18 protein-coding genes are annotated in these 20,628 nt (G+C 69.7%); 5 read left to right on the forward strand and 13 right to left on the reverse strand.

The window, feature by feature from the left end; genetic code table 11:
* The first annotated feature begins 5 nt into the window (after window positions 1-5).
* Complete coding sequence (locus tag IPL89_03930) at window positions 6-584, forward strand: hypothetical protein (protein ID MBK9062333.1); 579 nt, start codon at window positions 6-8, stop codon at window positions 582-584.
* On the opposite strand, the gene IPL89_03935 is transcribed toward IPL89_03930, so the two are convergent.
* From IPL89_03935 to IPL89_03995, 13 genes are read right to left on the reverse strand one after another with little or no spacing between them, the layout of a single operon-like run.
* Complete coding sequence (locus tag IPL89_03935) at window positions 581-1,105, reverse strand: hypothetical protein (protein ID MBK9062334.1); 525 nt, start codon at window positions 1,103-1,105, stop codon at window positions 581-583. The genes IPL89_03930 and IPL89_03935 overlap by 4 nt on opposite strands.
* 9 nt (window positions 1,106-1,114) lie before the next feature.
* A complete protein-coding gene (locus tag IPL89_03940; protein ID MBK9062335.1) occupies window positions 1,115-2,038 on the reverse strand; it encodes a rhomboid family intramembrane serine protease in 924 nt (307 codons plus the stop codon).
* Entirely contained in the window at window positions 2,035-3,852 is a 1,818-nt protein-coding gene (mutL, locus tag IPL89_03945) for a DNA mismatch repair endonuclease MutL (GenBank protein MBK9062336.1), read from the reverse strand. Before mutL ends, IPL89_03940 begins: the two co-directional genes overlap by 4 nt.
* Window positions 3,853-3,863: 11 nt before the next feature.
* Complete coding sequence (locus IPL89_03950; GenBank protein MBK9062337.1) at window positions 3,864-5,273, reverse strand: aminopeptidase P family protein; 1,410 nt, start codon at window positions 5,271-5,273, stop codon at window positions 3,864-3,866.
* Window positions 5,274-5,313: 40 nt separating this feature from the next.
* Window positions 5,314-6,105: a 4Fe-4S binding protein gene (locus IPL89_03955; protein MBK9062338.1), complete on the reverse strand. Its 792-nt coding sequence runs from the start codon at window positions 6,103-6,105 to the stop codon at window positions 5,314-5,316.
* Between the two features lie 10 nt (window positions 6,106-6,115).
* Window positions 6,116-7,657, reverse strand: a complete 1,542-nt coding sequence (locus tag IPL89_03960; protein ID MBK9062339.1) for an NADH-quinone oxidoreductase subunit C — start codon at window positions 7,655-7,657, stop codon at window positions 6,116-6,118.
* Window positions 7,654-9,087 (reverse strand): hydrogenase, encoded by a 1,434-nt coding sequence (locus tag IPL89_03965; protein MBK9062340.1) that lies wholly within the window; start codon window positions 9,085-9,087, stop codon window positions 7,654-7,656. Before IPL89_03965 ends, IPL89_03960 begins: the two co-directional genes overlap by 4 nt.
* A gap of 4 nt (window positions 9,088-9,091) precedes the next feature.
* On the reverse strand, window positions 9,092-9,733 hold the full coding sequence (locus IPL89_03970) for a hydrogenase (protein MBK9062341.1): 642 nt from the start codon (window positions 9,731-9,733) through the stop codon (window positions 9,092-9,094).
* A 3-nt stretch (window positions 9,734-9,736) separates the two neighbouring features.
* Entirely contained in the window at window positions 9,737-10,645 is a 909-nt protein-coding gene (locus tag IPL89_03975; GenBank protein MBK9062342.1) for an NADH-quinone oxidoreductase subunit H, read from the reverse strand.
* Window positions 10,639-12,615, reverse strand: a complete 1,977-nt coding sequence (locus tag IPL89_03980; GenBank protein MBK9062343.1) for a hydrogenase — start codon at window positions 12,613-12,615, stop codon at window positions 10,639-10,641. Before IPL89_03980 ends, IPL89_03975 begins: the two co-directional genes overlap by 7 nt.
* Window positions 12,612-14,582: a hypothetical protein gene (locus tag IPL89_03985; protein MBK9062344.1), complete on the reverse strand. Its 1,971-nt coding sequence runs from the start codon at window positions 14,580-14,582 to the stop codon at window positions 12,612-12,614. The genes IPL89_03980 and IPL89_03985 overlap by 4 nt, the downstream gene beginning before the upstream one ends.
* Before the next feature lie 30 nt (window positions 14,583-14,612).
* Entirely contained in the window at window positions 14,613-15,284 is a 672-nt protein-coding gene (locus IPL89_03990; protein MBK9062345.1) for a PTS sugar transporter subunit IIA, read from the reverse strand.
* Window position 15,285: 1 nt separating this feature from the next.
* Window positions 15,286-16,041, reverse strand: a complete 756-nt coding sequence (locus IPL89_03995) for a helix-turn-helix domain-containing protein (GenBank protein ID MBK9062346.1) — start codon at window positions 16,039-16,041, stop codon at window positions 15,286-15,288.
* 108 nt (window positions 16,042-16,149) lie between these two features.
* Between IPL89_03995 and IPL89_04000 the strand changes: the two genes are divergently transcribed.
* Genes IPL89_04000 through IPL89_04015 form a run of 4 tightly spaced genes read left to right on the forward strand, consistent with a single transcriptional unit; the run spans window position 16,150 to window position 20,602 of the window.
* On the forward strand, window positions 16,150-17,367 hold the full coding sequence (locus tag IPL89_04000) for an efflux RND transporter periplasmic adaptor subunit (protein ID MBK9062347.1): 1,218 nt from the start codon (window positions 16,150-16,152) through the stop codon (window positions 17,365-17,367).
* A gap of 13 nt (window positions 17,368-17,380) precedes the next feature.
* Window positions 17,381-18,070, forward strand: coding sequence for an ABC transporter ATP-binding protein (locus tag IPL89_04005; GenBank protein MBK9062348.1), 690 nt, complete (start codon window positions 17,381-17,383; stop codon window positions 18,068-18,070).
* Window positions 18,070-19,317 carry an ABC transporter permease gene (locus IPL89_04010; GenBank protein ID MBK9062349.1) on the forward strand — a complete coding sequence of 416 codons (1,248 nt, stop codon included), beginning with the start codon at window positions 18,070-18,072 and terminating at the stop codon, window positions 19,315-19,317. Before IPL89_04005 ends, IPL89_04010 begins: the two co-directional genes overlap by 1 nt.
* Window positions 19,310-20,602: an ABC transporter permease gene (locus IPL89_04015; GenBank protein MBK9062350.1), complete on the forward strand. Its 1,293-nt coding sequence runs from the start codon at window positions 19,310-19,312 to the stop codon at window positions 20,600-20,602. The genes IPL89_04010 and IPL89_04015 overlap by 8 nt, the downstream gene beginning before the upstream one ends.
* The last annotated feature ends 26 nt before the right edge of the window (window positions 20,603-20,628 follow it).

The raw sequence follows: 20,628 nt of genomic DNA on the forward strand, positions 1-20,628 counted from the left end.
GAACGATGACCGACACCAACTCGACCCCCCAGGCTCCTCCCGCGGCCACCTCCGCCTCGGCGCCGCCTCCCCCGCCGCCCGTCGCGTTCGGGCCGGCTTCCGCGCAGCCCGCGTATCCCGGGTGGGCGAAGAGCCCAGGCGCGGCAGGCGCGTTCGGCATCATGCCGGGCCTCGGCCACCTCTACCTCGGCCTCTACCAGCGCGCCGCGATCTTCTTCGGCGTCTTCGTCCTCCTGGTCACGCTGGCCGAGCGCTCGCACGGCCCCTTCCCCGGGCTGTTCTTCCCCTTCCTCATCGCGTTCTCGATCATCGACGCGGTTCGCCAGGCGAAGGCGATCAACGCGACGGGCGCGCCGGAGCCGGGCCTCCTCGGCGGGGAAAAACCGGTCAAGGTGAGCGGCAGCCTCACGGCCGGCATCCTCCTGATCCTGGTCGGCGGCTTCCTGCTCCTGAACCGCTTCGTCACGATCGACCTGTCGTTCCTGAACGACTGGTGGCCCGCGCTCCTCGTCGTCTTCGGCGCGTGGCAGGTCTTCACCTACTGGAAGGGAAAGCAGGACGCGACGAAGACCGAAGCCGGCTAGTCGCCGAGGGACGTCACGAGGACGATCGTCCTCGCGAGGATCTCCCCGGTGCGCGGGTCGAGGATGCGGTCCTCGATCGCGATCTCGAGGGCCCCGTCGGCGCGGTTCCACCGCGCCGACCGGCTTTGCTGGCCCGCCGCCTTCGCGACGACGGACGGGTCGCCCTTGATCGCGCCGGAGCGCATCCCGTCCTTCAGGTCGGCCTCGAGGTTCCTCACGGCGAAGATGAACCGGGCGCCCTTCACTTCCCGCTCGTAGAAGGCGACCGCCTCGTCGAGCGTCTTCGGCGTCGTGAGGACGACGATCTTCAGCTTCTCGAGGCTCTTCTTGATCTGCTTCTTCTCCGAGCTCGAGCGCGTCGAGTCGGCGTCGAGCTGGGCGAGGGCGGCCTTCGTTTCGGCGGCCGCGCGGCTCGCGTAGATCTCCGTGAAGACCTGGTCGACGGCTCCGTCCGGAGGGAGCGGCACGCCGGCGACCGGCGACGCGGCGAGGAAGAGGAGGAACGGCAGGAGCGGCGTCATGCCCGTATTCTAGGATCCCGCCCGTTCCTTCACGACGATTCGCTCGGGCTGGCCGCTGGCGTAGCGCAGCGAGCATTCCGCGAAGCCCTCGCACCTGACGCAGATGCCGTCCTGGTCGCCCTTGTAGTCGACCGGCTTGCAGACGTTCACGCCGGGGACGACGAGCTTCCGGAGCTCCTCCTCGAATTCGAGCACGCGCGGCGGCGGGTCGCCTCCCTGCCGCGCACGGCGCAGCTCCTCGACGCGCGGGAAGAGGTCGCGGTTGCGCTTCTCGAGCGCCACGTCCGCGCGCACCGCTCCCGCGGTCTTGACCGCGACGACCGCCGACTGCGCCGCCTTCCTGGCCTTGAAGCGGCCGTGGTGGCGGAGCCAGAAGAAGAGGAACCCGGCCCCCGAGCCCGCGACATGGACGAGCCCGAGGCCGGCGGAGCCCCCAAGGGCCAGTTTCCCGAAATCCCACAGGAGGAACGCGAGGGCGAGCCACGCGAGCCACTTCACCTTCACGGGGATCACGAAGAACATCAGGAATTCCATGTCCGGGAAGAGCCACGCATACGCGAAGAGCATCGAGATGCCCGTCAGCGCCCCGCCCGACGCGAGAGCGTTCCCGGTCACGAGGGCCGCGAGCGAGCCGCCGAGCGTCGCGACGAGCCAGAATGCCGTGAACTCGCCCGTGCCCCACTCCGCCTCGAGCGCCGACCCGAGGATGTAGAGAATCAGCGTCCCGAAGAACAGGTCCATGGGACCGGAATTCAGGAACTGGTACGTGACGAACGTCCAGGGCTGCGCGAGGGCGACTCCCGGCCGGAACGCGAAGAGGGCCAGCGTCCGCTCCGCATCCGCCGCCCTCAGGAAAAAGAAGATGAAGTGGAGCCCGCAGAGCGGGAGCGTGAGCCCGAGCTTCGGGGCAAAGAGGTCCCGTCCGTTCGTCATGCGCGCCTCCCGAAGCGTTTCTCGATCTCCACGTGGGCGAAGGACAGGAGGATGGGCCGGCCGTGCGGGCAGGTCCAGGGGTCGCGGCAGGCCGCGAGATCCGCGAGAAGGCTCGCGGCCTCGGCCGGCGCGAGCCGGTGGTGGATCGTGATCGCGCCCCGGCACGCGAGGGACGCCGCGAGCACCTCCCGCCGCAGGGCCGGCGCCGCAGCGGACCCGTCGGGCAGCGCGGCGAGGCGGTCGAGGAAGTCCCGCAGCGCCGGGACAACGGCCGAGGCCCGCATGTCCGCGGGAGCGGCGGTCACGAGAAACGTGCGGCCCGACAACTCCGACACCGCGAAGCCGGCCGAGGCGAGGAGATCGTCGGAGCGCGCGAGGAGCGCGGCTTCCTCGGGCTTCGCCTCGAACGTCAGCGGCGTCAGCAGCGCCTGAGAGGCGGGCGACGCGGCCTCCAGCTTCGCGAGAAAGCGCTCGTAGCGCACGCGCTCGTGGGCGACGTGCTGGTCGATGAGCACGAGCCCCTCGTCGCTCTCGGCGACGAGAAAGGAATCGCGGTACTGGCCGAGGAGACGGAGAGAACCGAGAGGAGAGGAAGAGAGAACCGAAGAGGGAGAAGAAGAATTTTCTTCTGAATAGGAAGAGGGGGAAAGGCCAGGAGCGATCGCGTCGAGGAGGGTTCGCGTGTCGGCACCGTACCGGGCCGCCCCCTCGCCGAGCCACACCGCGCTCCCCTCCCCTCTTCCACCTTCAAAGAAATCTTCTCGTCGTCTTTGTCCTTCTCTTCCTCTTCCGAAAGCATCCCCCTCGATGGCGACGGCGCCCTTCCCGCCCGTCAGCGCCGCCACGAGGCCGCGGTGGACGAGCGCGTGGACGGTGTTCGGCTCGCGGAAGCGCACCTCGAGCTTCTGCGGGTGGACGTTCACGTCGCAGGCGGCCGGGTCGCACGTCAGGAAGAGGGCGAAGCCCGTGTGACGATCCGAGCGCAGAACCTCGCGCGCGGCGAGCGCGGCCGCGTGGGCGGCGGTCGCGTCCTTGATCGCGCGGCCGTTCACGAAGAGCCACTGGTTCGCGCGCGACGCGAACGTCACGTCCGGCGGCGTCACCGCACCCGCGAGCGTCATGCCGCCGTGGGCGAACGCGACCGGGAGCGGCGCGACGGGCAGGCTGTCGCCGAGAACCTCACGGAAACGTGCTGCCGCGTCCGGCGCGGCGGGCAGGTCGAGGAGCAGGCGGTCCCCCGCGCGGAGCGTGAACGCGACGGACGGGTTCGCGAGCGCGAGCGTCGTGAGCGCGCGGACGACGGCGCGCAGCTCGCCCTCCGCGCTCTTGAGAAACTTTCGGCGCGCGGGGACGGCGCCGAAGAGATCCTCCACGACGACGCGCGTGCCCTTCGGATGGCGCGCGGGGCGGACGGACGCCGGCGCGCCGCGGTCCGCGACGACCTCGGTCCCGAGGCCGGAATCGTCGGGCGACGTCGTGAGGACGAGGCGCGAGACCGACGCGATCGAAGGCAGCGCCTCGCCGCGGAAACCCATCGTCGCGACGCGCGTGAGGTCCTCGAAGGAGCGGATCTTCGACGTCGCGTGGCGCTCGAGCGCGAGCGCCGCGTCCTCGGGGCCCATCCCGGACCCGTCGTCGAGGATGGAGATCCGGGTGACGCCCCCGCCCTCCACCTCGACGGCGATGCGCCGCGCCCCGGCGTCGAGCGCGTTCTCGACCAGCTCCTTGACCGCGGACGCGGGCCGCTCGACGACCTCGCCCGCGGCGATCTGGTCGACGAGGGCGGACGGAAGGACGCGGACGAGCCCGGGCACGGGCCGGGATGTTATCGGGTCCTCAGGACCATGACGGCCTTCTCGACGTCGAGGAGCTCCCGCGGCAGATCGCACGAGAGGCATTCGGGGCCCTTCTCGGTCACGAGCACGTCGTCCTCGATCCTCACGCCGGTGTTCCACCACTTCGCGTCGACGCCCTCCATCTTTGCCGGGATGTAGATCCCGGGCTCCACCGTGAGCACCATGCCGGGCTTCAGCCTCGTCGCGAAGGACATGCTGGCCGCGAAGCGGTCCTTCGGGTCGGGCCACGCGCCGGGCTCGTAGCTTCCCGCGTCGTGGACGTCGAGGCCGAGCCAGTGGCCGGTGCCGTGCGGGAGAAACTTCGCGAACGAGCGGTCCTTCACGAGGTCCTCGCGCGTCCCCTTGAGGAGGCCGAGCTTCACGAGGCCGTCGACCGTGACGGCGACGGCAGCGTCCTGGATCTCGTGATACGCGGCGCCCGAGACCGCCTTCGCGATCCCGGCCTTCTGCGCCGCGAGGACGATCTCGTAGAGCGCCTTCTGCTCCGCCGAGAACTTCCCGTTCACGGGGTAGGTCCGCGTCACGTCGGCCGCGTACATCCCGTACTCGCAGGCCGTGTCGTTCACGACGACCTCGCCCGCCTGCATGGTCCGGCTCGCGTCCGGGTAGTGAAAGATGACGGAGTTCGGCCCGGAGCCGACGATCGGCGGGTACGCCATGCGCACGCCGCCGCCCGCGAGACACGCGGAGACCTGCGCAGCCTTCAGGACGCCCTCGTTCACGCCGGGCGCGGCGAGGGCCATCGCGGCGCGGTGGCCGCGCACGGACAGGTCGACGGCTTCCCTGATGAGCGCGAGCTCCGTCGCGTCCTTCACGAGGCGCATCTGGCCCGCGAGGACGGAGACGTCCGTCGCGGGGAGGCCCGCCGTGCCGGCGTGCGCCATCCGGTTCCAGCCCGTCAGGAGCTTCTCGCGGAACTTCTCGTCGCCCGCGTCGAGGTAGAAGAGTGCCTTCGCGCCGCGGAACGCCGCGCGCGATTCCTTCTCGAAGTCCGCGACCGGATACGACTCGTCGGCGCGGTGGACGGACTTCGCTCCCTCGAGGCCCGCGCGGCGGCCGGTCCATTGCTCCGCCCGCCACTCGTTCGGGCGCACGAAGAGGATGTAGCGCTTCCCTTCCGGGGCCGACGGGCGCAGGACCGCGATCGCGTCCGGCTCTCCGAACCCGGTCAGGTACCAGAAATTCGAGTCGGCGCGATACGCGTCCCCGACTTCCACGGGCGGCTCGGCCGGCCCGCGCAGGACGACGACCGCGTCCTTGGGGAGGTTGGCGACGAGAGCGGCGCGGTGGGCCGCGAACCATTCGGGGCCCGGCGCGGCGGGGCCGGCGAGGGCGGACGACGAGACCAACAGGGCGGCGGCGAGCGTCGCGAGGCGCATGGGTTCCTCCGGTGCGCGGAAGTCTAGTCGAGAGACCGTCTCAGGCGGTGCGCGACGAGACCGCCCGGCTCCCGTCCTCGATCCGCCCGAGCAGACGGAGCAGTCCGTCGAGAATCGTGAGCGGGTGGGGCGGGCAACCCGGGATGAAGAGGTCGACCGGAACGACGGACGCTGCCCCGCCGTGCTGCTCCGGATGGCCCGCGTAGGGCCCTCCGCTGATCGCGCAGGCTCCGACGGCGATCACGATCTTCGGCGGCGCCACCGCGTCATACGTCTTCTGCAGCGCGAGCCGCATGTTCTCCGTCACGGGCCCCGTGATGAGGAGGCCGTCCGCATGGCGAGGAGAGGCGACGTAGTTGATCCCGAAGCGCCCGAGGTCCCAGCCGATCGTCCCCAGCACGTTGACGTCCGCACTGCAGGCGTTGCAGTCCCCCGCGCTCACGACGCGCAATTTCAGGGAGCGGCCGAAGAGCCGCCGGAGATTCCGCTCGAGCGCGTCCGCGAGCGCCAACTCCTGCCCGCGTGCGACGAGCTCTTCCCGCCGGCGGGTTGCGAGACGGTAATCGTTCGTGAACGCGATGGCCCCTTCCGGGCACGCCGTGACGCACTCCGTGCAGAAAAGGCACCGGCCGAGGTCGAGCGAGAGAGAACCGTCCCCGCCGATTGCGTCCGTCGGGCACACGTCCGCGCAGGACCGGCATCCTTCCGGACATCTCGAGGGGTCGAGCGTGGGCGCGCCCCGGAACCGCTCGGGCAGCGCAGGCGGCTCGCCATCCGGATACGCCGTCGTGCGGTGCCCCTGGTGTGCGCGTGCGAGCAGGGCCTTCAGCATCGGACTTCCCTCACAGGTCGTGGCCGCAATAGGAGAGGTTGAAGCTCTTGTTACACAGCGGGAAATCCGAAATCTGGCCGCCGCGGAGCGCGAGGGCCAGCCCGATCCAGTTGTGGAAGGACGGATCGGTGATCTTGTAGCGGGAGAAGCGGCCGGCCGCGTCGGTCGTCGCGACGTGGCAGATCTCCCCGCGCCATCCCTCCGTGAGCGATACGACGAGCGAGTCCGGCCTCATGACTCCGGCCGCGGCGCCCGGCCCGCCCGGCGGAAGTCCGTCGAGCTGGTCGAGGATGAAGGAGATCGACTGCCGGATCTCGAGCCAGCGAACGTAGGCGCGCGAGTTGACGTCGCCGTGATGGGCCGTCATCACCGGCAGGTGGACGAAACGAAAAATGCCCGAGGGAAAGTCGTGCCGCACGTCCCGCTGGATGCCGCACGCGCGCGCCGCCGGCCCGACGAGGCCCAAGGCCTCCGCGTCTTCCGGCGTCACGGTTCCTGTGCGGTCGAAGCGCTCCCGCACGCTCGGCGTCTCCCAGAGGAGCTCCACCGCCTCCGTGACCTCCCGCCGCGCAACGGCGACGCGGGACCTCAGGATCTCGACCTGCGCGGGCAGGAGATCGAATCCGATGCCGCCGGGGCGAACGAGACCGCGCCCGAATCGTGAGCCGCAGATCTCCGCCGTCATGTTCAGGAAGTCTCCGCGCAGGCGTCCGCAGTACGCCGCGGTGGGGAGATACGCGACGTCGCCCGCGAGGGCTCCGAGGTCGCCGACGTGGTTCGCGAGCCGTTCGAGCTCGAGCGCGATGCCGCGAATCGCGTGGGCGCGCGCGGAGACCGGCATACCGGCGAGAGCCTCGACCGCCTGGGCGTACGCGAGCGCGTGGCCGATCGTCGTGTCGCCCGCGACCGTCTCCATGTACGGCAGCGTCCGCTTCGTCGGCCCGCCGACGACGGACCGCTCGACGCCGCGATGCTGGTAACCGAGGGCGATCTCGAGGTGGAAGACCTCCTCGCCGTGGCACTGGAACCGGAAATGCCCGGGCTCGATCACCCCGGCATGGACCGGGCCGACCGCGACCTCGTGCACCTCGTCTCCCTCGACCCGGAAGAAGTCCGTCACGCCCGGCAGGATCGTGGCGTCCGCCGGGCGGCCCCAGGCGTCGTGGGCCGGGCGATACGAGTGGTGGTAACGCACCGGCTTCAGCCAGGGATGTCCCTCGAACCTCACGCCGTACTGCTCGGCGATCTCGCGCTCGAAGAGATGCGGCTGCGCCGTCTCGGGGACGAGGGACGCGAACGCCGTTCCGTCGCAATTCGTGCGCGCGACGGAGAGGCGCCCGTTCGCGTCGTCCGCGAGCACGGCGACGAGGGAGATGCCTTCGGCTGCCGGCCCGCTCGAGGAATCGGCCGCCGAGCCAAAGTAGGACACGAGACGTTTCCCCTTGTCGCGCAGGGCGTTGACGAGCCATCCGCGGAAGTGGGAGGGCTCGAGAGAAGGCACGTCCTTCAGAGCGAGGGCACGCCCGTTCCGGGTCGCGGCGCCCGCCGTCACGAGGCGCCCTCCAGCATCTTCGCGGCGGCGAGGACCATGCCGTAGACCCCGTCCGGAATCCAGATCCCCATGACGAGGACCATCGTCAGGGCCGCCAGCATCGGGGCGACTCTCCAGAACGTGTCGCGAAAGTCCGTCGTGTCGCCGGCCGGGGAGACCGGCCCCTGAACCACCGCGAGAACCGTGGCGCCCATGCCGATGAAGATCACGACGAGGAAGATCAGGAAGAGAGCCGCCACGACGAAGTGGCGTCCCGACATCGCGCCCGAGAGGATCGTGAATTCGCTGATGAACGGTCCGAACGGCGGCGAGCCCGTGATCGCGAGGAAGCCCGCGAGAAAGAGGGCGCCGGACACGGGGACGCGGCGGAGCGCACCGCTGACCTTGTCGATCGACTTGCTCCCGTAAGCGCGGTGGATGTTGCCTGCGGAGAGGAAGAGCACGACCTTCGTCAGGGCGTTGTTGATGACGTGCAGGAGCGCGCCGACGATCGCGATGCCGCCGACGCCGATGCCGATGACGAGGATTCCCATGTGCTCGACGCTGGAGTACGCGAGCATCCGCTTGAAGTCGCGCTGCCCCGCCATGAACGCCGCCGCGACCGCCATCGAGAGCAGCCCGAAGCCGAGGAAGAGCTCACGCGCGAAGGCTCCTTCTCCGGCCGCCTGCATCACACGGTAAACCCGGAGGAGCGCGAGGAACGCGCAGTTCGTCATCCCGCCGGCGAGAAGGGCCCCGATGATCCCGGGGGCCTCCCCGTATGCGTCCGGCTTCCAGGTATGCATCGGCGCGAGCCCCATCTTCGTCCCGTAGCCGACGACGAGGAGGACGAAGCCGGCCCTCAGCCAGGGCCGGGACAACGCGGTGCCGTGCTCCAGAAGCGCCGAGAAGAGGAGGCTCTCGTCCCCCGACGCGCCGTGGAGCGCCGCGTACGCCACGAAGAGCGAACCGAGGAGCGCGAGCGCGATCCCGACCGACCCGATCATGAGGTACTTCCACGCCGCCTCGAGCGAGCGGGCATTGTGGTTGAAGTAGATGAGGACGGCCGTCGAGAGGGTCGCTCCCTCGACCGCGACCCACACGACCGCGAGGTGCTGCGCCAGGGTGATCGCCGTCGTCATCGACAGGAAGGTCAGGAGGCAGACGCAGAACACGAGATTCGACCGCTCTTTCCGCACCCGCAGGTATCCGACGCCGTAGAGCGCGCAGAGCGTGAAGAGCACGGAGACGACGAGGAGGATCAGGCGCCCGAGCGCGTCGGCGAGGAACCAGCCTCCGAACATCGAATCGCCCGAGCGGACGGTGAGCGCACCCGCGAGGTGCAGGAGGGCGGTCCCGGCGACGATCAGCGGCCGCACCCGCGCCGAGGGCGTCACGGCGGCCACGAGGGCCGCGACGAGGGGCATCAGGATGAGACCGAGCAGCACCATCGGGTCAGTCCCTGAGCTCCGAGAGACGGTCCGTGTCGAGCGAGCCGAATTCCCTCTGGATGTGGTTCATGACGATTCCCATCACGAAGATCCCGACGAGGAGGTCGAGGAGGACGCCCACCTCGACGAGAGTCGGCATCGCCTCGTGGAGGAGCTGCGCGAAGACGAAGATCCCGTTCTCGAGAATGAGGTATCCCGTGACCTGAGAGATGGCCTTGCGCCTCGTCGTCAGGAGGAGGAAGCCCGCGAAGAGCGTCGCGAGCGCCACCGGAACGACGAGGAGGTCGCGGTGCGACGACATGAGCGGAAGGCGGCCCGCGAAGAGGGCCGCGGCGCCCGTCCCGACGGCGAGGAGCAGGACCGAGGGGACGAGCCCCAGGTAGGGCTCCATCTCGTGCTGGATGTGCACCTCGCGGAGGGCCCGGATGAGCATCCCCGGAATCACGAAGGCCTTGACGACACCCGCGACGATCACGAGGCCGACGAGCCGCGCCGTCGGTTCCGGCGAGAAGAACAGCGGAAACACGCTGACGAAAAAGCCCTGCAGGGCCGCCGCCCGGATGCAGGCCTTCAGGTTCGAAGAGCCGAGCGCGAGGAAGTTCATCGTGACGGCGAGGATGAGGATGGATGAGGCGATTTCTCTCATCGTCTATCTCAGGACCAGGACGACGGCGAACCCCGCGAGGAGAGTCGCCGTGACGAGGAGTTGTGGGACGCGGACGAGCCGGAGCCGCGCCATGCTCGACTCGACGAGCCCGACGACGACGCCGACCCCGACGAGGCCGCCCGCGGAGGCCGCGAAGGCGAGCGCGCCCGAACCCGGGCGGGAGGGGATCAGGAGCATGACGAGCAGCTCCGCGAAGACGGTGAGCTTGAGCGCCCCGCCGTACACGATGAAGCCGAGCGCGGGCCCCGCGTGGTCGAGCACCATCACTTCGTGGATCATCGTCAGCTCGAGATGCGTCGTGGGATCGTCGAACGGAACGCGCGCGTTCTCGGCGAGAAGGACGATGAACCAGCTCGCGAGAATGAGAATGATGGACGCGCTCGACTTCTGCCAGGCCGCCGAAGCGCCGAGGTCGAACATACCCGTCAGCGAGAGCGAGCCCGACATCCGCGTGAGCGCGAGCATGCCGAAGAGGAGGGCCGGCTCCGCGAGAGCCGAAAACGTCACCTCGCGCGCCGCGCCCATTCCTTCGAACGGCGAGCCCGTGTCCATGGCCGCGGCGGCGACGAAGAACCGCGCAAGCGCAAAAACACCGACGAAGAGAATCATGTCTCCCGTGAACGAGAGAAGGGCGGGCCGGCCTCCGAGAGGCAACAGGAGCGATGCGACGACCGGCGCCACGACGGAAACGACCGGGCCGGCCAGAAACACCCACGTCGTCGTGGTGCTCACGACGAATCCCTTTCGGAGGAGCTTCGCGAGATCGAAATAGACCTGGAGAAGCGGCGGCCCGGTTCGCCCGGCCACGAGGGCCTTCGTCTTGTTGATCACGCCGGGGAGAAGCGGCGCGAGAACGAGCACGGCAAGGAGGTTGGCGATCGAGGTCACCATGACGCACTCCACGCGAGAAGAACCACGAGCGTGACGACGATGTAGAGCAGATAGGCCTGGATGCGGCCGGCCTGGATGACGCGCGCGAGGCCGAGGAACGAACGCCCGCGCGTCAGACCCGGGAGCAGGAGGCGGTCGAGCACCGGATCAGGCGCATGGCTCTCGAAGCGCTCGCCTGCCGCCGGGAACGGTCCCGCCACGCTCGGGCGATGCTCGTCGGGCAGCACGGCCCAGCGGAACATTCCCACCAGCATCTGCGCGAACGACGAAGCCGTGTATTGGATTCGCGGGCCGCCCGAAGCGTACCCGCAGTCCCACGTCGTCGTCCGCGCCGCCCGCCGGGCCCGGGCCGCGGCGGCAAGGCCCATGGCCGCGAGGAAGACGACGAGAAGGAGCGGGATCCCGCCGAGCGCGCCAAGGTCCGCATCCGCCCGCGATCCCGCATGGCCGAGGAGGAGCGCGCCCGCCGCGTCGCGGCCGAGCCCCGCGGCGCCCGCGGGCCAGAGCCCGATGACGACGCAGGCGAGGGCGAGCCCTCCCATCGAAAAGAGCATCGATCGGTTCGGGTCGCCAGCCTCGATCGCCGCGGCCGGCCCCCGTGGAGATCCCAGGAATACGGCCGCGAATGCCTTCACGAAGCACGCCACGGCGAGGGCGCCGATGAGCGCGAGCGCGGGGGCGCCCGCCGCCGCGCCGAGCATTCCGGCCCCTGCGCTGTCGCCGGTGAGCGCCCGGAAGCTCCCGAGCGTGATCAGCCACTCGCTGACGAACCCGTTCAAGGGCGGAAGGCCGCAGATCGCCGCGGCGCCGACGAGGAACGCGGCTCCCGTAAAACGCATACGCCGAAGGAGGCCGCCCATCGAATCGATCTCCCGCGTGCCGGTCGCGCGGATCACCGCTCCGGCCGAATAGAAGAGAAGCGATTTGAACGCCGCGTGGTTCCAGACGTGAAGGAGGCCGCCCGCGAACCCCAGCACGGCCCAGTCGAGCCGGCCCTGCGCCATCCCGAGCGCGCCGACACCGAGCCCGATCAGGATGATGCCGATGTTCTCGATCGAGTGGTACGCGAGGAGGCGCTTGAGATCGTGCTGCGCGAGCGCAAGGACGACGCCGAGAACGCCGGACGAGATGCCGAGGGCCACGAGCGCGAGCCCGAGCCACGTCGGGTACGCGGGCAGCATCGAAAGGACCCGGACGAGGCCGTAGATCCCCATCTTCAGGACGACGCCCGAGAGCAGCGCCGACACGTGACTCGGCGCCGCCGCGTGCGCGTCCGGCAGCCAGATGTGAAGCGGGATCACGCCCGCCTTGAGGCCGAAGCCGGCGAGCGCGAGCAGCAGGATGGGGCGGAGCAGCGCCGAGGAGCCGAGCGCCTCGGAGGGGACGAGGAGCCATCCGCCCGTCGCGTCGCGCAGCAGCGTGAACATCGCGAAGAGAATCAGGGTGCCCACGTGGGCCGACACGAGATAGATCCACCCCGCGCGGAGCGCCCTGGCGTCGTTCTGGTCGGTCGTGACGAGAAAGAAGGCCGCGACGGAGACGACCTCCCAGCCGGCGAGGAAGGCCCACGCGTCGCCGGCCGCCATCACGAGCGCGAGACTGGCCGTAACGACCCCGTAAAAGAAGCGGAGCTTGCGGCCGTTCTCCGGATGGCGCGACTCGGCCCAGTAGCCCTCGCCGTAGATCGAGCCGAGGCCGGCAACGACGAAAACCGGCACGAGGAAGAACGCCGAGAGGCGGTCGAGCGAGAACGCCACGGACCCACCGGGCAACGGCCAGGCCAATCGAATCGTCACGGCGCCGCCGGCGAGCGCCCACGCCGCGGCGCCCGCGCCGGCGACGCACCCGAGGACGTGCAGCACGGTCGCGATCCGCTGCCCCGCCGCCCGTCCCGGAGGAAAAAGCAGGCCCGGGAGCCCGCTGACTCCGGCCAGCACGGAGGCGACCAGGAGAAGCTCGAGACTCGTCATCGGACGTACGGCCTTATGACCGACCACGCGAGCGTCACGAGCATGGTGAGAAACACGTAGACGAGGTAGAGCGTGAGCCGGCCGCTCTGCAACCTCCGGAGGCGCGCCAGGCGGACGGCCCACCACCCGGTAAACGGTTCGTAGAGTTTCGCGCCGAACGGGTCCGGCGCCTCCGTCCGGAAAGACGCCGCCGCGGGAAATGTGCCTCTCGGCGGTTGGGCGTGCACGGACGGCGCGAGGAATCCAGGCAGTACGGCGGTGATGGCTTCGCCGAACGACCCCGCCGTGTACTGCATCCTCGCCGTAGGTGTCGCGTAGCCGCAATCCCAGGTCGGAACCAGGCGGGGAGAACGCGGGCGGAGGGCGAGAAGCCCCGCGCCCGCGGCCGCGAGCGCCCCGGCGAGGAGGACGAGGGCCCGAAGAGGCGGGGCGAGGGAGGCCGCGAGGAGCCCCGTGTCCACCGGAGCGCCCAGCCACGCGGCTTCGGCGGCGTTGAGCGCCGGGAGGACGGCAGCCGGCCAGAGGCCCAGCCCGAGACACGCCGCGGCGAGGATCGTCATCGGGACCGTCATGAGCGGCGACGCCTCGTGCGCCTCGGCGGCCATGGTGCTCCGCGGCGCGCCGAGGAACGTGACGCCGACGATCCGGACGAAGGACGCAACCGCGAGCGCCCCGGCGAGCGCGAGCGCGGGCGCCCCGAACGCGAGTGGCCATCCGCCTGGCGCGCTCGCCCGAAGCGTGTCGAAGAGTCCCAGCGCGATGAGCCACTCACCGATGAACCCGTTGAAGAGCGGCAGCCCGGCGGCTGCGAGCGCCCCCACGAGAAAGAGGCTCGCGGTGACCGGCATCCGGTTCACGAGGCCGCCGAGGCGCTCCATGTTCCGCGTGTGCGTCGCGTGCATGACGCCGCCCGCTCCGAAGAAGAGGAGCGACTTGAAGCAGGCGTGGCTGAAGACGTGGAAAAGGGCGCCGCAAAAACCGAGCGCCACCCACGAGGGCCGGCCGAGCGCGCGACCCGAGAGCGCGAGGCCGATGCCGAGCCACACGATCCCCATGTTCTCGATGCTGGAGTAGGCGAGCGCCCGCTTGATGTCCGTCTGGCCCGCCGCCATGGCGATGCCCGAGACGGCGGAGACCGCGCCGAGCCCGGCGAGAAGAAGGCCCCACCACAGCGGCGGCACCTCGACGAGCGAGGAGAAGCGGAGGATGCCGTAGATGCCCGCCTTGAGCATGACTCCCGACATGAGCGCGGAGACGTGGCTCGGCGCGTTCGCGTGGGCCGCGGGGAGCCAGAAGTGCAACGGCACGATCCCGGCTTTCATGCCGAACCCCACGACCGCGAGCAGGAAGACGACGGACACGAAAGGAGAGAGAGCGACCCTCTGGATCTCGAGCGAGCCGGTCCCCGCACGCAAGAGCGCAAAGGCGGCGAAGAGGCAGGCCGTGCCGGCGTGCGTCGCAACGAGATACACCCACGCCGCGCGCCGGACCTCCGCCTCGACGTCGTTCGTCGCGACGAGAAAGAAGGCTGAGACGGCCATCAGCTCCCAAGCCAGGAGGAAGAGCACCGCGTGCGCCGCCGTGACGACGAGCGCGAGACCGACGGTCATGAGCGCATAGAAGAACCTCAGCCGCGCGGCGGACCGCGGGTGCTCCTCGCGGGACCAGTAGCCGAGCCCGTAGACGGAGCCGAGGCCCGACACGAGGAAGATCACGAGGAGAAACGCGGCCGCGAGGGCGTCGAGACGCAGGAGGATCGCCCCGCCGGGCACCTGCCACGGCGCGACGAAGAGTCCCGGCTCCGTCGCGAGGAAAGCGCCGGCGGCCCCGGCGAGCCCTGCGAGCGAACCGATCGCCGACAGCGCCGCCGCCGCACGCTCGGCGAAGCGTCCTCCCGCAACGAGGGCCAGGACGCCGCCGGACAGGTGGAGAACAAGCGCCGCAAGAACGAGGTCAACGGGGGACACATGCCCCCCTCGGACCGGCCGCGAGCGTCTTCACGCCGTCTCCCTCTCGACGAGTCGAGCGATCTCGACGAGGCGGGAGGCCGGCATACGGCCCCGGATCGCGGCGCGAAACGCCGGATCGCGGAGGAGGTACGCGATCTTCGCCAGCATCTGCAGGTGCACGCGTGTGGTCGGGCTGACGAGAAAGAAAAGCGCGAAGACGGGCTGGCCGTCGGGCGCCTCGAAATCGACCGGCTGCCGCAGGAAACAGAGCGTGAGGGATGGCTCGTCCGTCGAGAGGGCGATCGGATGCCTCACGTGCGGGATCGCGATCCCGTCGCCGACCGGCACGACCGCCCCGGCATCGCGGGCGAGCAGGAGGTGCAGCAGCGTCTCGCGGTCCCCCTCGTCGTCCAGCTTCAGGAGCGCGATGATCGACCGGAGGACCTCCTCGCGGGTCGTTCCGCCGACGTCGTGAAAGACCCCGCCACGTTCGAGGCTTTCGGCCGCCGAGGGGACGCGCTCGTCCTCTTCGGCTTCGTGGAACAGGGCCGGCGCGACCGGGATGTTCCGTTCGGTCGCCCACTCGAGGAGCTCGCTGCGGTTGATCCGGTACTGGTCGTTGATCCGGTGCGCCGGCAGATCGCCGGACTCGATCCATTCGTAGACCTTTGCCTCGGCGGCGTCGAGGAGGGCCGCGGCTTCCCGGACCGTCACCCGCATGTCATGCCCCGTCTCGCCGGGAGGCGGACGCCGTCAGGCGCTCCTCGGCTTCGCGGATCGCGGCGATCACCTCGCCGGCGCTGCCGCACCGGGTGATGCGGCCGATCAGGGCGGGGTTGCCGAACAGCTTGACGGCGCGTGAGATCGTGAGGAGGTATCCCTGCACGGTCCGCGCGAGAATGACGACGATGACGCGCGGCCGGTGGCCGTGCGGGTCGCTGAAACTCACGGGCTCCCGCAGGACCGCGAGAAGGACCTGTTTCTTCGCAAACCCGAAATCGGACGGCGAATTGGGATGGGGGAACGCGGCGTCCTTGACGAGAGCGGTCGAACAGAGCTCCTCCCGCTCGCGGATCGACGAGCAGAGAGCCTCCCGGTCGACTCCGGTGTCCAGCGTCGCGTGCATCACGATCCAGGCGAGCAACTCGTCTCGCGGCAGTTGCGGGACGTCGCGAAAGACGTTCTTCGGGCTCAGGAGCGGGTGGATGTCGATTTCCGACGGAGCGAGCTCTTCCAGGAGCTCCTTCTGTCCTCCGACCTCCACCTTCTTGACCTGCTCGTCGAGCCACGCGTCTATGTCGCGCTTGCGGAACCGCCACTGCGCTCCGACCCGCACGGCCGGCAGGAGATTCCGGTCGAGCATCCGATAGATCGTCTTCTCCGAAACCATCAGGTACTCGGAGAGCTGCCGGATCGTGAGGATGTCCCCCGGCTGGTTCGGCGTCCCGGGATTCTTTGTCTCATCGATGGACAACACTGGTCAATAGGGTACATCGATTCCCTTTGGGGGGCAAGATCGAGCATCTTCGTGCGCACCGCCGCGAACTTCCTGCGGGCCGTTCCGTATACGAGATCGAGGTTTCGCATGTCCAAGAAGCTCAAGTGGATCCTGTCCGCCGCCGGAATCGTCGTCCTCGCCGGAGGGGGCGTCGTTTTCGCTTCCCGTGGCAAAGACAAGGGCAAAGGGCCGGACCAGCCGCCCTTCCGGCTCGGCAAGGTCCAGGCCGAGGATCTTCAGGTCAGCGTCCGGGAGGTCGGCGTCGTCGACCCCGAGACGAAGGTCGACGTGAAATCGGTCGTCTCGGGCCGCGTCGTGTCCCTCAAGGTCCGCGACGGAGCGGTCGTGCATGCCGGCGACGTCCTCGCCGAAGTCGAGCCCGACGTGACCCAGGCCCAGTCCCTCTCCGACGTCCGGGCGGGCGTGACGCAGGCGGAGGTCGCCCTCAAGGACGCGGAGCGCCAGCTCGCCTCCCAGGAACGCCTCTTCAAGGAAGGGCTCATCGGGAGCGAGTCGCTCAAGGACTACGTCACGAAGCGCGACCTCGCCTCCGAGAACGTCAAGGCCGCCCGTCAGCGCTACCAGATCGTCGAGGGGCACGGGATCCCGATCTCCGGCGACGCCGTGACGCAGCGCGCCCGTGTCACGGCCCCGATGTCGGGCGTCGTGATCACGAAGGGCGTCGAGCTGGGCGAGACCGTCACGTCCGGCGTGTCGTCGTTCAATGCCGGGACGGTCCTGTTCACGGTGGCCGACCTCAAGACGCTGCTGATCAAGGTGAACCTCAACGAGGTCGACATCGCGAAGGTCCGGGTCGGCCAGCCCGTGCGGATCACGCTCGACGCCTACCCGCAGAAGAACTTCACGGGCAAGGTGCGCTTCGTCGCCCCGGCGGCCAAGCTCCTCGACAAGATCAAGGTCTTCCCTGTGGAGATCGCGCTCGACGAGCTGGGCGACGCGTACCGCACCGGCATGAGCGCGAACGTCGAGATCCTCGGCGAAAAGAAGGACAAGGCCGTCTCGATCCCCCTCGAGGCCCTGCAGCGCCGCGAGGGCAAGACGGTCGTCTACCGCCTGAAGGACAACCTCGCGCCGAAGCTCATCGCGGACGCGAAGCAGGCCCTGAACGGGCGCGGCAAGTACGTGTGGCTCTCCGACCACTGGAAGGACTACTACGAGGTCGTCCCGGTGACGGCCGGCATCGCGACCCTCGAGCGCGTCGAAGTCCTCTCGGGCCTCAAGGGCACCGAGCAGGTCGCGCTGGAAGACCCGACGAAGAAGAAGGTCGAGAAGGACGACGACTGAGTCGGGGCCGGCCATGCAGAACATCATCGAAACACGCGGCCTCGAGAAGACCTTCGGCTCGAACGGCACGGCGGTCCACGCGCTGCGCGGCATCGACCTCACGGTCGCGCGCGGCGAGTTCGTGGCCCTCGTCGGGCCGTCGGGCTCCGGCAAGTCCACGCTCATGGCGATCATCGGCTGCCTCGACTCGCCGACCGGCGGCACGTACGCGCTCGACGGCGTGAGCGTCGAGGGCCTCTCGGGCACCGCGCTCGCGCGCACCCGCAACGAGAAGATCGGCTTCGTCTTCCAGAGCTACAACCTCCTCCCGAAGGCGTCGATCGTGCGCAACGTCGAGCTCCCGCTCCTCTACGCGGGCCTCGGCCGCAAGGAGCGGCGCCGCCGCGCGCTCGAGCTGCTCGAGAAGGTCGGCATCCCCGAGAAGGCGAACGTCCTCCCGGCCGTGCTTTCGGGCGGACAGCGGCAGCGCGTCGCGATCGCCCGCGCGCTCGCGAACACGCCCGCGCTCCTCCTCGCCGACGAGCCGACGGGCGCCCTCGACTCGAAGACGGGCGAGGAGGTCCTCGGCCTGTTCAAGGAGCTTCACCGGCAGGGCAACACGGTCGTCCTCGTGACGCACGATCCCCACATCGCCGCGCTCGCCGAGCGCAAGGTCGAGCTGCGCGACGGCCTCGTCGTCACCCCCGAGCAGAAGGCGGCCTGATGCTCTCCGGCGCCTTTCGCGAGCGCCTCTTCGAGGCCTGGATCGAGATCCGGGAGAACCTCGGACGCTCGTCACTGCAGGCCATCGGCGTGATCCTCGGCGTCGCGTCGGTCCTCGGGGGCTTCTCGATCTCGGACAGCCAGAGGCGCCGCGCCGACGAGCGCTGGATGAAGCTCGGCGGCATGGACCGCCTCATGGTCCAGCAGGCCACCGCAGTCAAGGACGGCACGCCCACGGCGCTGCAGAACGCGAACCTCGGCCTGCGCAACGAGGACGCCCTGGGGGGCGGCGGGCTGGACACGAAGTCGCTGGACGGCGTCTCGCAGCAGAAGCGCGTCCGCGCGCGCGTGCGCTCGGCGTACGCCGACCAGGACCGTGGCGTGACGGGCATCGACGGCGACTACCTGCCCCTGAACGGCTACGGCGTCGAGAAGGGCCGCGCCTTCTCGGCCGAGGAGCTGTCCGAGGGCCGGGCCGTCGCGCTCCTCGGCGCCGAGGCGGCCGCGACGTTCTTCCCCACCGGCGATCCGGTCGGCCAGTCGATCCGCGTCGGCGACGTGCCGGTCACGGTGGTGGGCATCTTCGGGGAGAAGATCTTTCGCTGGCGGGACAACCAGGGCAACCAGTTCGCGTGGCGCAACCGCGTGATCTGCCTTCCCGCCTCGCTCGTCGCGCGCCGGATGAACGGGGACAAGTGGCAGCGCGTCGACACGGTTTCGTTCCGCATCCGCGACCTGTCCGTCATGGAGAAGTTCAGCGAGGGCCTCGGGGCGCTCCTGCGCGGGAACCACCGCCAGCAGGAGGACTTCCGGATGGACGACATCGCCAAGCGCGTGAGGAAGCGCCAGAGCCAGGGCGACGTCTACAACATCATCTTCATGCTCTCGGGAATCCTGTCGCTCATCGGCGGCGGGATGGTCAACGTGAACATCCAGATGGCGACGCTGAAGGACCGGGTCCGAGAGGTGGGCGTCAAGATGGCGATCGGCGCTTCGGGCCGCGAGATCTTCAAGGGCTTCATGACCGAAGCGCTCCTCGTCACGGGCCTCGGGAGCGCCGTGGGCCTTCTCGGCGGCGTCATCTTCTCGAAGTTCATCACCTCGTTCCTCGAGATCCCGCTCTTCATGAAGCCCGCCAGCTTCGCGTGGGCCTTCTTCCTCGCGACCGCGTTCGGCTTCGTCTTCGCGCTCTATCCCGCGTGGAAGGCCAGCCGCCTCTCTCCGATGGAGGCGCTGCGGTATGAGTAGCGTCGCTCTGCCTCTCGCCGGGGCGCAGCCGGGCGCGGTGCGGCGCCTCTCCTTGGGAGCAAAACTGAACCTCGTCTGGGAAGTCGTCACGGGCGGCCTCGTCGAGCTCTGGTCGCACAAGCTGCGCTCGATCCTCACGCTCACGCTCCTCATGCTCGGCGTCTTCGCGCTCGTCGTCCTCACGTCCGTGCTCGACGGCGTCCTCGACAAGGTCTCGACGGGCTTCTCGGGCATGAGCTGGGACGGCACGGTCGTCATCCAGCCGAAGGAGGCCGAGACGACGGAGGAGCGCCAGCGCTTCGCGATGAGCCCCGGCCTGCGGTACGAGGACCTCACCCGCCTCACGGCGCCGCACCCCGGCGTGATCGCGTACCTGCCGCGCGCGACGAAGTCCGTGCGCGTGCGCACCTCCGGCGGCCCGGAGCGCATCTTCGTCACGGGCCTCACGCCCGACTACGCGCTCCTCATGAACCGGCCGATCGCCTCGGGCCGCGGCCTCACGGAAGACGACCGCAAGCGCCGGAGCACGGTGGCGGTCGTGGGGTCGACGCTCGGCTCCAAGCTCTTCGGCGGCGCGGACCCCGTGGGCCGCGACGTCCTCGTGGAGGGCGTGCCGTTCCGGATCGTCGGCCTGCAGGCCCCGGTCCAGATCTTCAACGAGGAGATTTACCTCGACGCGAACGGGCTGATGATCCCGCTCGAGACGTACATGGACCGCATGGACACGAGCCACAAGCTCAGGTCCCTCGCCGTGAAGCTGCGCCACCGGAGCGACCTCGACGACGTCTCCGCCCTCGTTCTCGGGCGGGCGAAGCAGTCCCACCACGGGATCGAGGACGTCGAGGTCAAGGACCTCGAGGCCGAGGCCGCGAAGTCCTATGCGGGATTCCTGGAGGAGATGCGCGGATGGCGGGTCGTGCTCTCCAGCCTCGCCGCGACGGTCCTCCTCGTCGGCGGCGTGGGCGTCCTGTCCGTGATGCTCATCTCGTTCTCGGACCGCAGGTACGAGATCGGCCTGCGCAAGTCGCTCGGCGCCTCGGACGGCCAGATCCTCGTCCAGTTCCTCCTCGAGGCGCTCGTCCTCGCGGCGATGGGCGCGACCGCCGGCACGCTCGGCGGCGCCGCGCTCTGCCGCGTGCTCTCGCCGAAGTTCCCGTGGGGGCTCGTCGTGAACCCCATGGGGCTCGCGGTCGCCTGGGCCGTCGCCCTCGGCCTCGCGCTCGTCTTCGGCCTCTACCCCGCAATCCGCGCCTCGCGCCTCTCGCCGATGGAGGCGATGCGCTGAGCCGCGGCGCCCGCCGCTAAGATGCG

The organism is Acidobacteriota bacterium (genome assembly GCA_016716715.1).
Taxonomy (GTDB): Bacteria; Acidobacteriota; Thermoanaerobaculia; order UBA5066; family UBA5066; genus Fen-183.

Bases quoted from the DNA above. Each gene is read 5' to 3' on its own strand.
- IPL89_03930 (MBK9062333.1), top strand. From the start codon at position 6: ATGACCGACACCAACTCGACCCCCCAGGCTCCTCCCGCGGCCACCTCC.
- IPL89_03935 (MBK9062334.1), bottom strand. From the start codon at position 1,105: ATGACGCCGCTCCTGCCGTTCCTCCTCTTCCTCGCCGCGTCGCCGGTC.
- IPL89_03940 (MBK9062335.1), bottom strand. From the start codon at position 2,038: ATGACGAACGGACGGGACCTCTTTGCCCCGAAGCTCGGGCTCACGCTC.
- IPL89_03955 (MBK9062338.1), bottom strand. From the start codon at position 6,105: ATGCTGAAGGCCCTGCTCGCACGCGCACACCAGGGGCACCGCACGACG.
- IPL89_04015 (MBK9062350.1), top strand. From the start codon at position 19,310: ATGAGTAGCGTCGCTCTGCCTCTCGCCGGGGCGCAGCCGGGCGCGGTG.
- IPL89_03950 (MBK9062337.1), bottom strand. From the start codon at position 5,273: ATGCGCCTCGCGACGCTCGCCGCCGCCCTGTTGGTCTCGTCGTCCGCC.
- IPL89_03980 (MBK9062343.1), bottom strand. From the start codon at position 12,615: ATGACGAGTCTCGAGCTTCTCCTGGTCGCCTCCGTGCTGGCCGGAGTC.
- IPL89_03975 (MBK9062342.1), bottom strand. From the start codon at position 10,645: ATGGTGACCTCGATCGCCAACCTCCTTGCCGTGCTCGTTCTCGCGCCG.
- IPL89_04000 (MBK9062347.1), top strand. From the start codon at position 16,150: ATGTCCAAGAAGCTCAAGTGGATCCTGTCCGCCGCCGGAATCGTCGTC.
- IPL89_03990 (MBK9062345.1), bottom strand. From the start codon at position 15,284: ATGCGGGTGACGGTCCGGGAAGCCGCGGCCCTCCTCGACGCCGCCGAG.
- IPL89_04005 (MBK9062348.1), top strand. From the start codon at position 17,381: ATGCAGAACATCATCGAAACACGCGGCCTCGAGAAGACCTTCGGCTCG.
- IPL89_03965 (MBK9062340.1), bottom strand. From the start codon at position 9,087: ATGGTGCTGCTCGGTCTCATCCTGATGCCCCTCGTCGCGGCCCTCGTG.
- IPL89_03970 (MBK9062341.1), bottom strand. From the start codon at position 9,733: ATGAGAGAAATCGCCTCATCCATCCTCATCCTCGCCGTCACGATGAAC.
- IPL89_04010 (MBK9062349.1), top strand. From the start codon at position 18,070: ATGCTCTCCGGCGCCTTTCGCGAGCGCCTCTTCGAGGCCTGGATCGAG.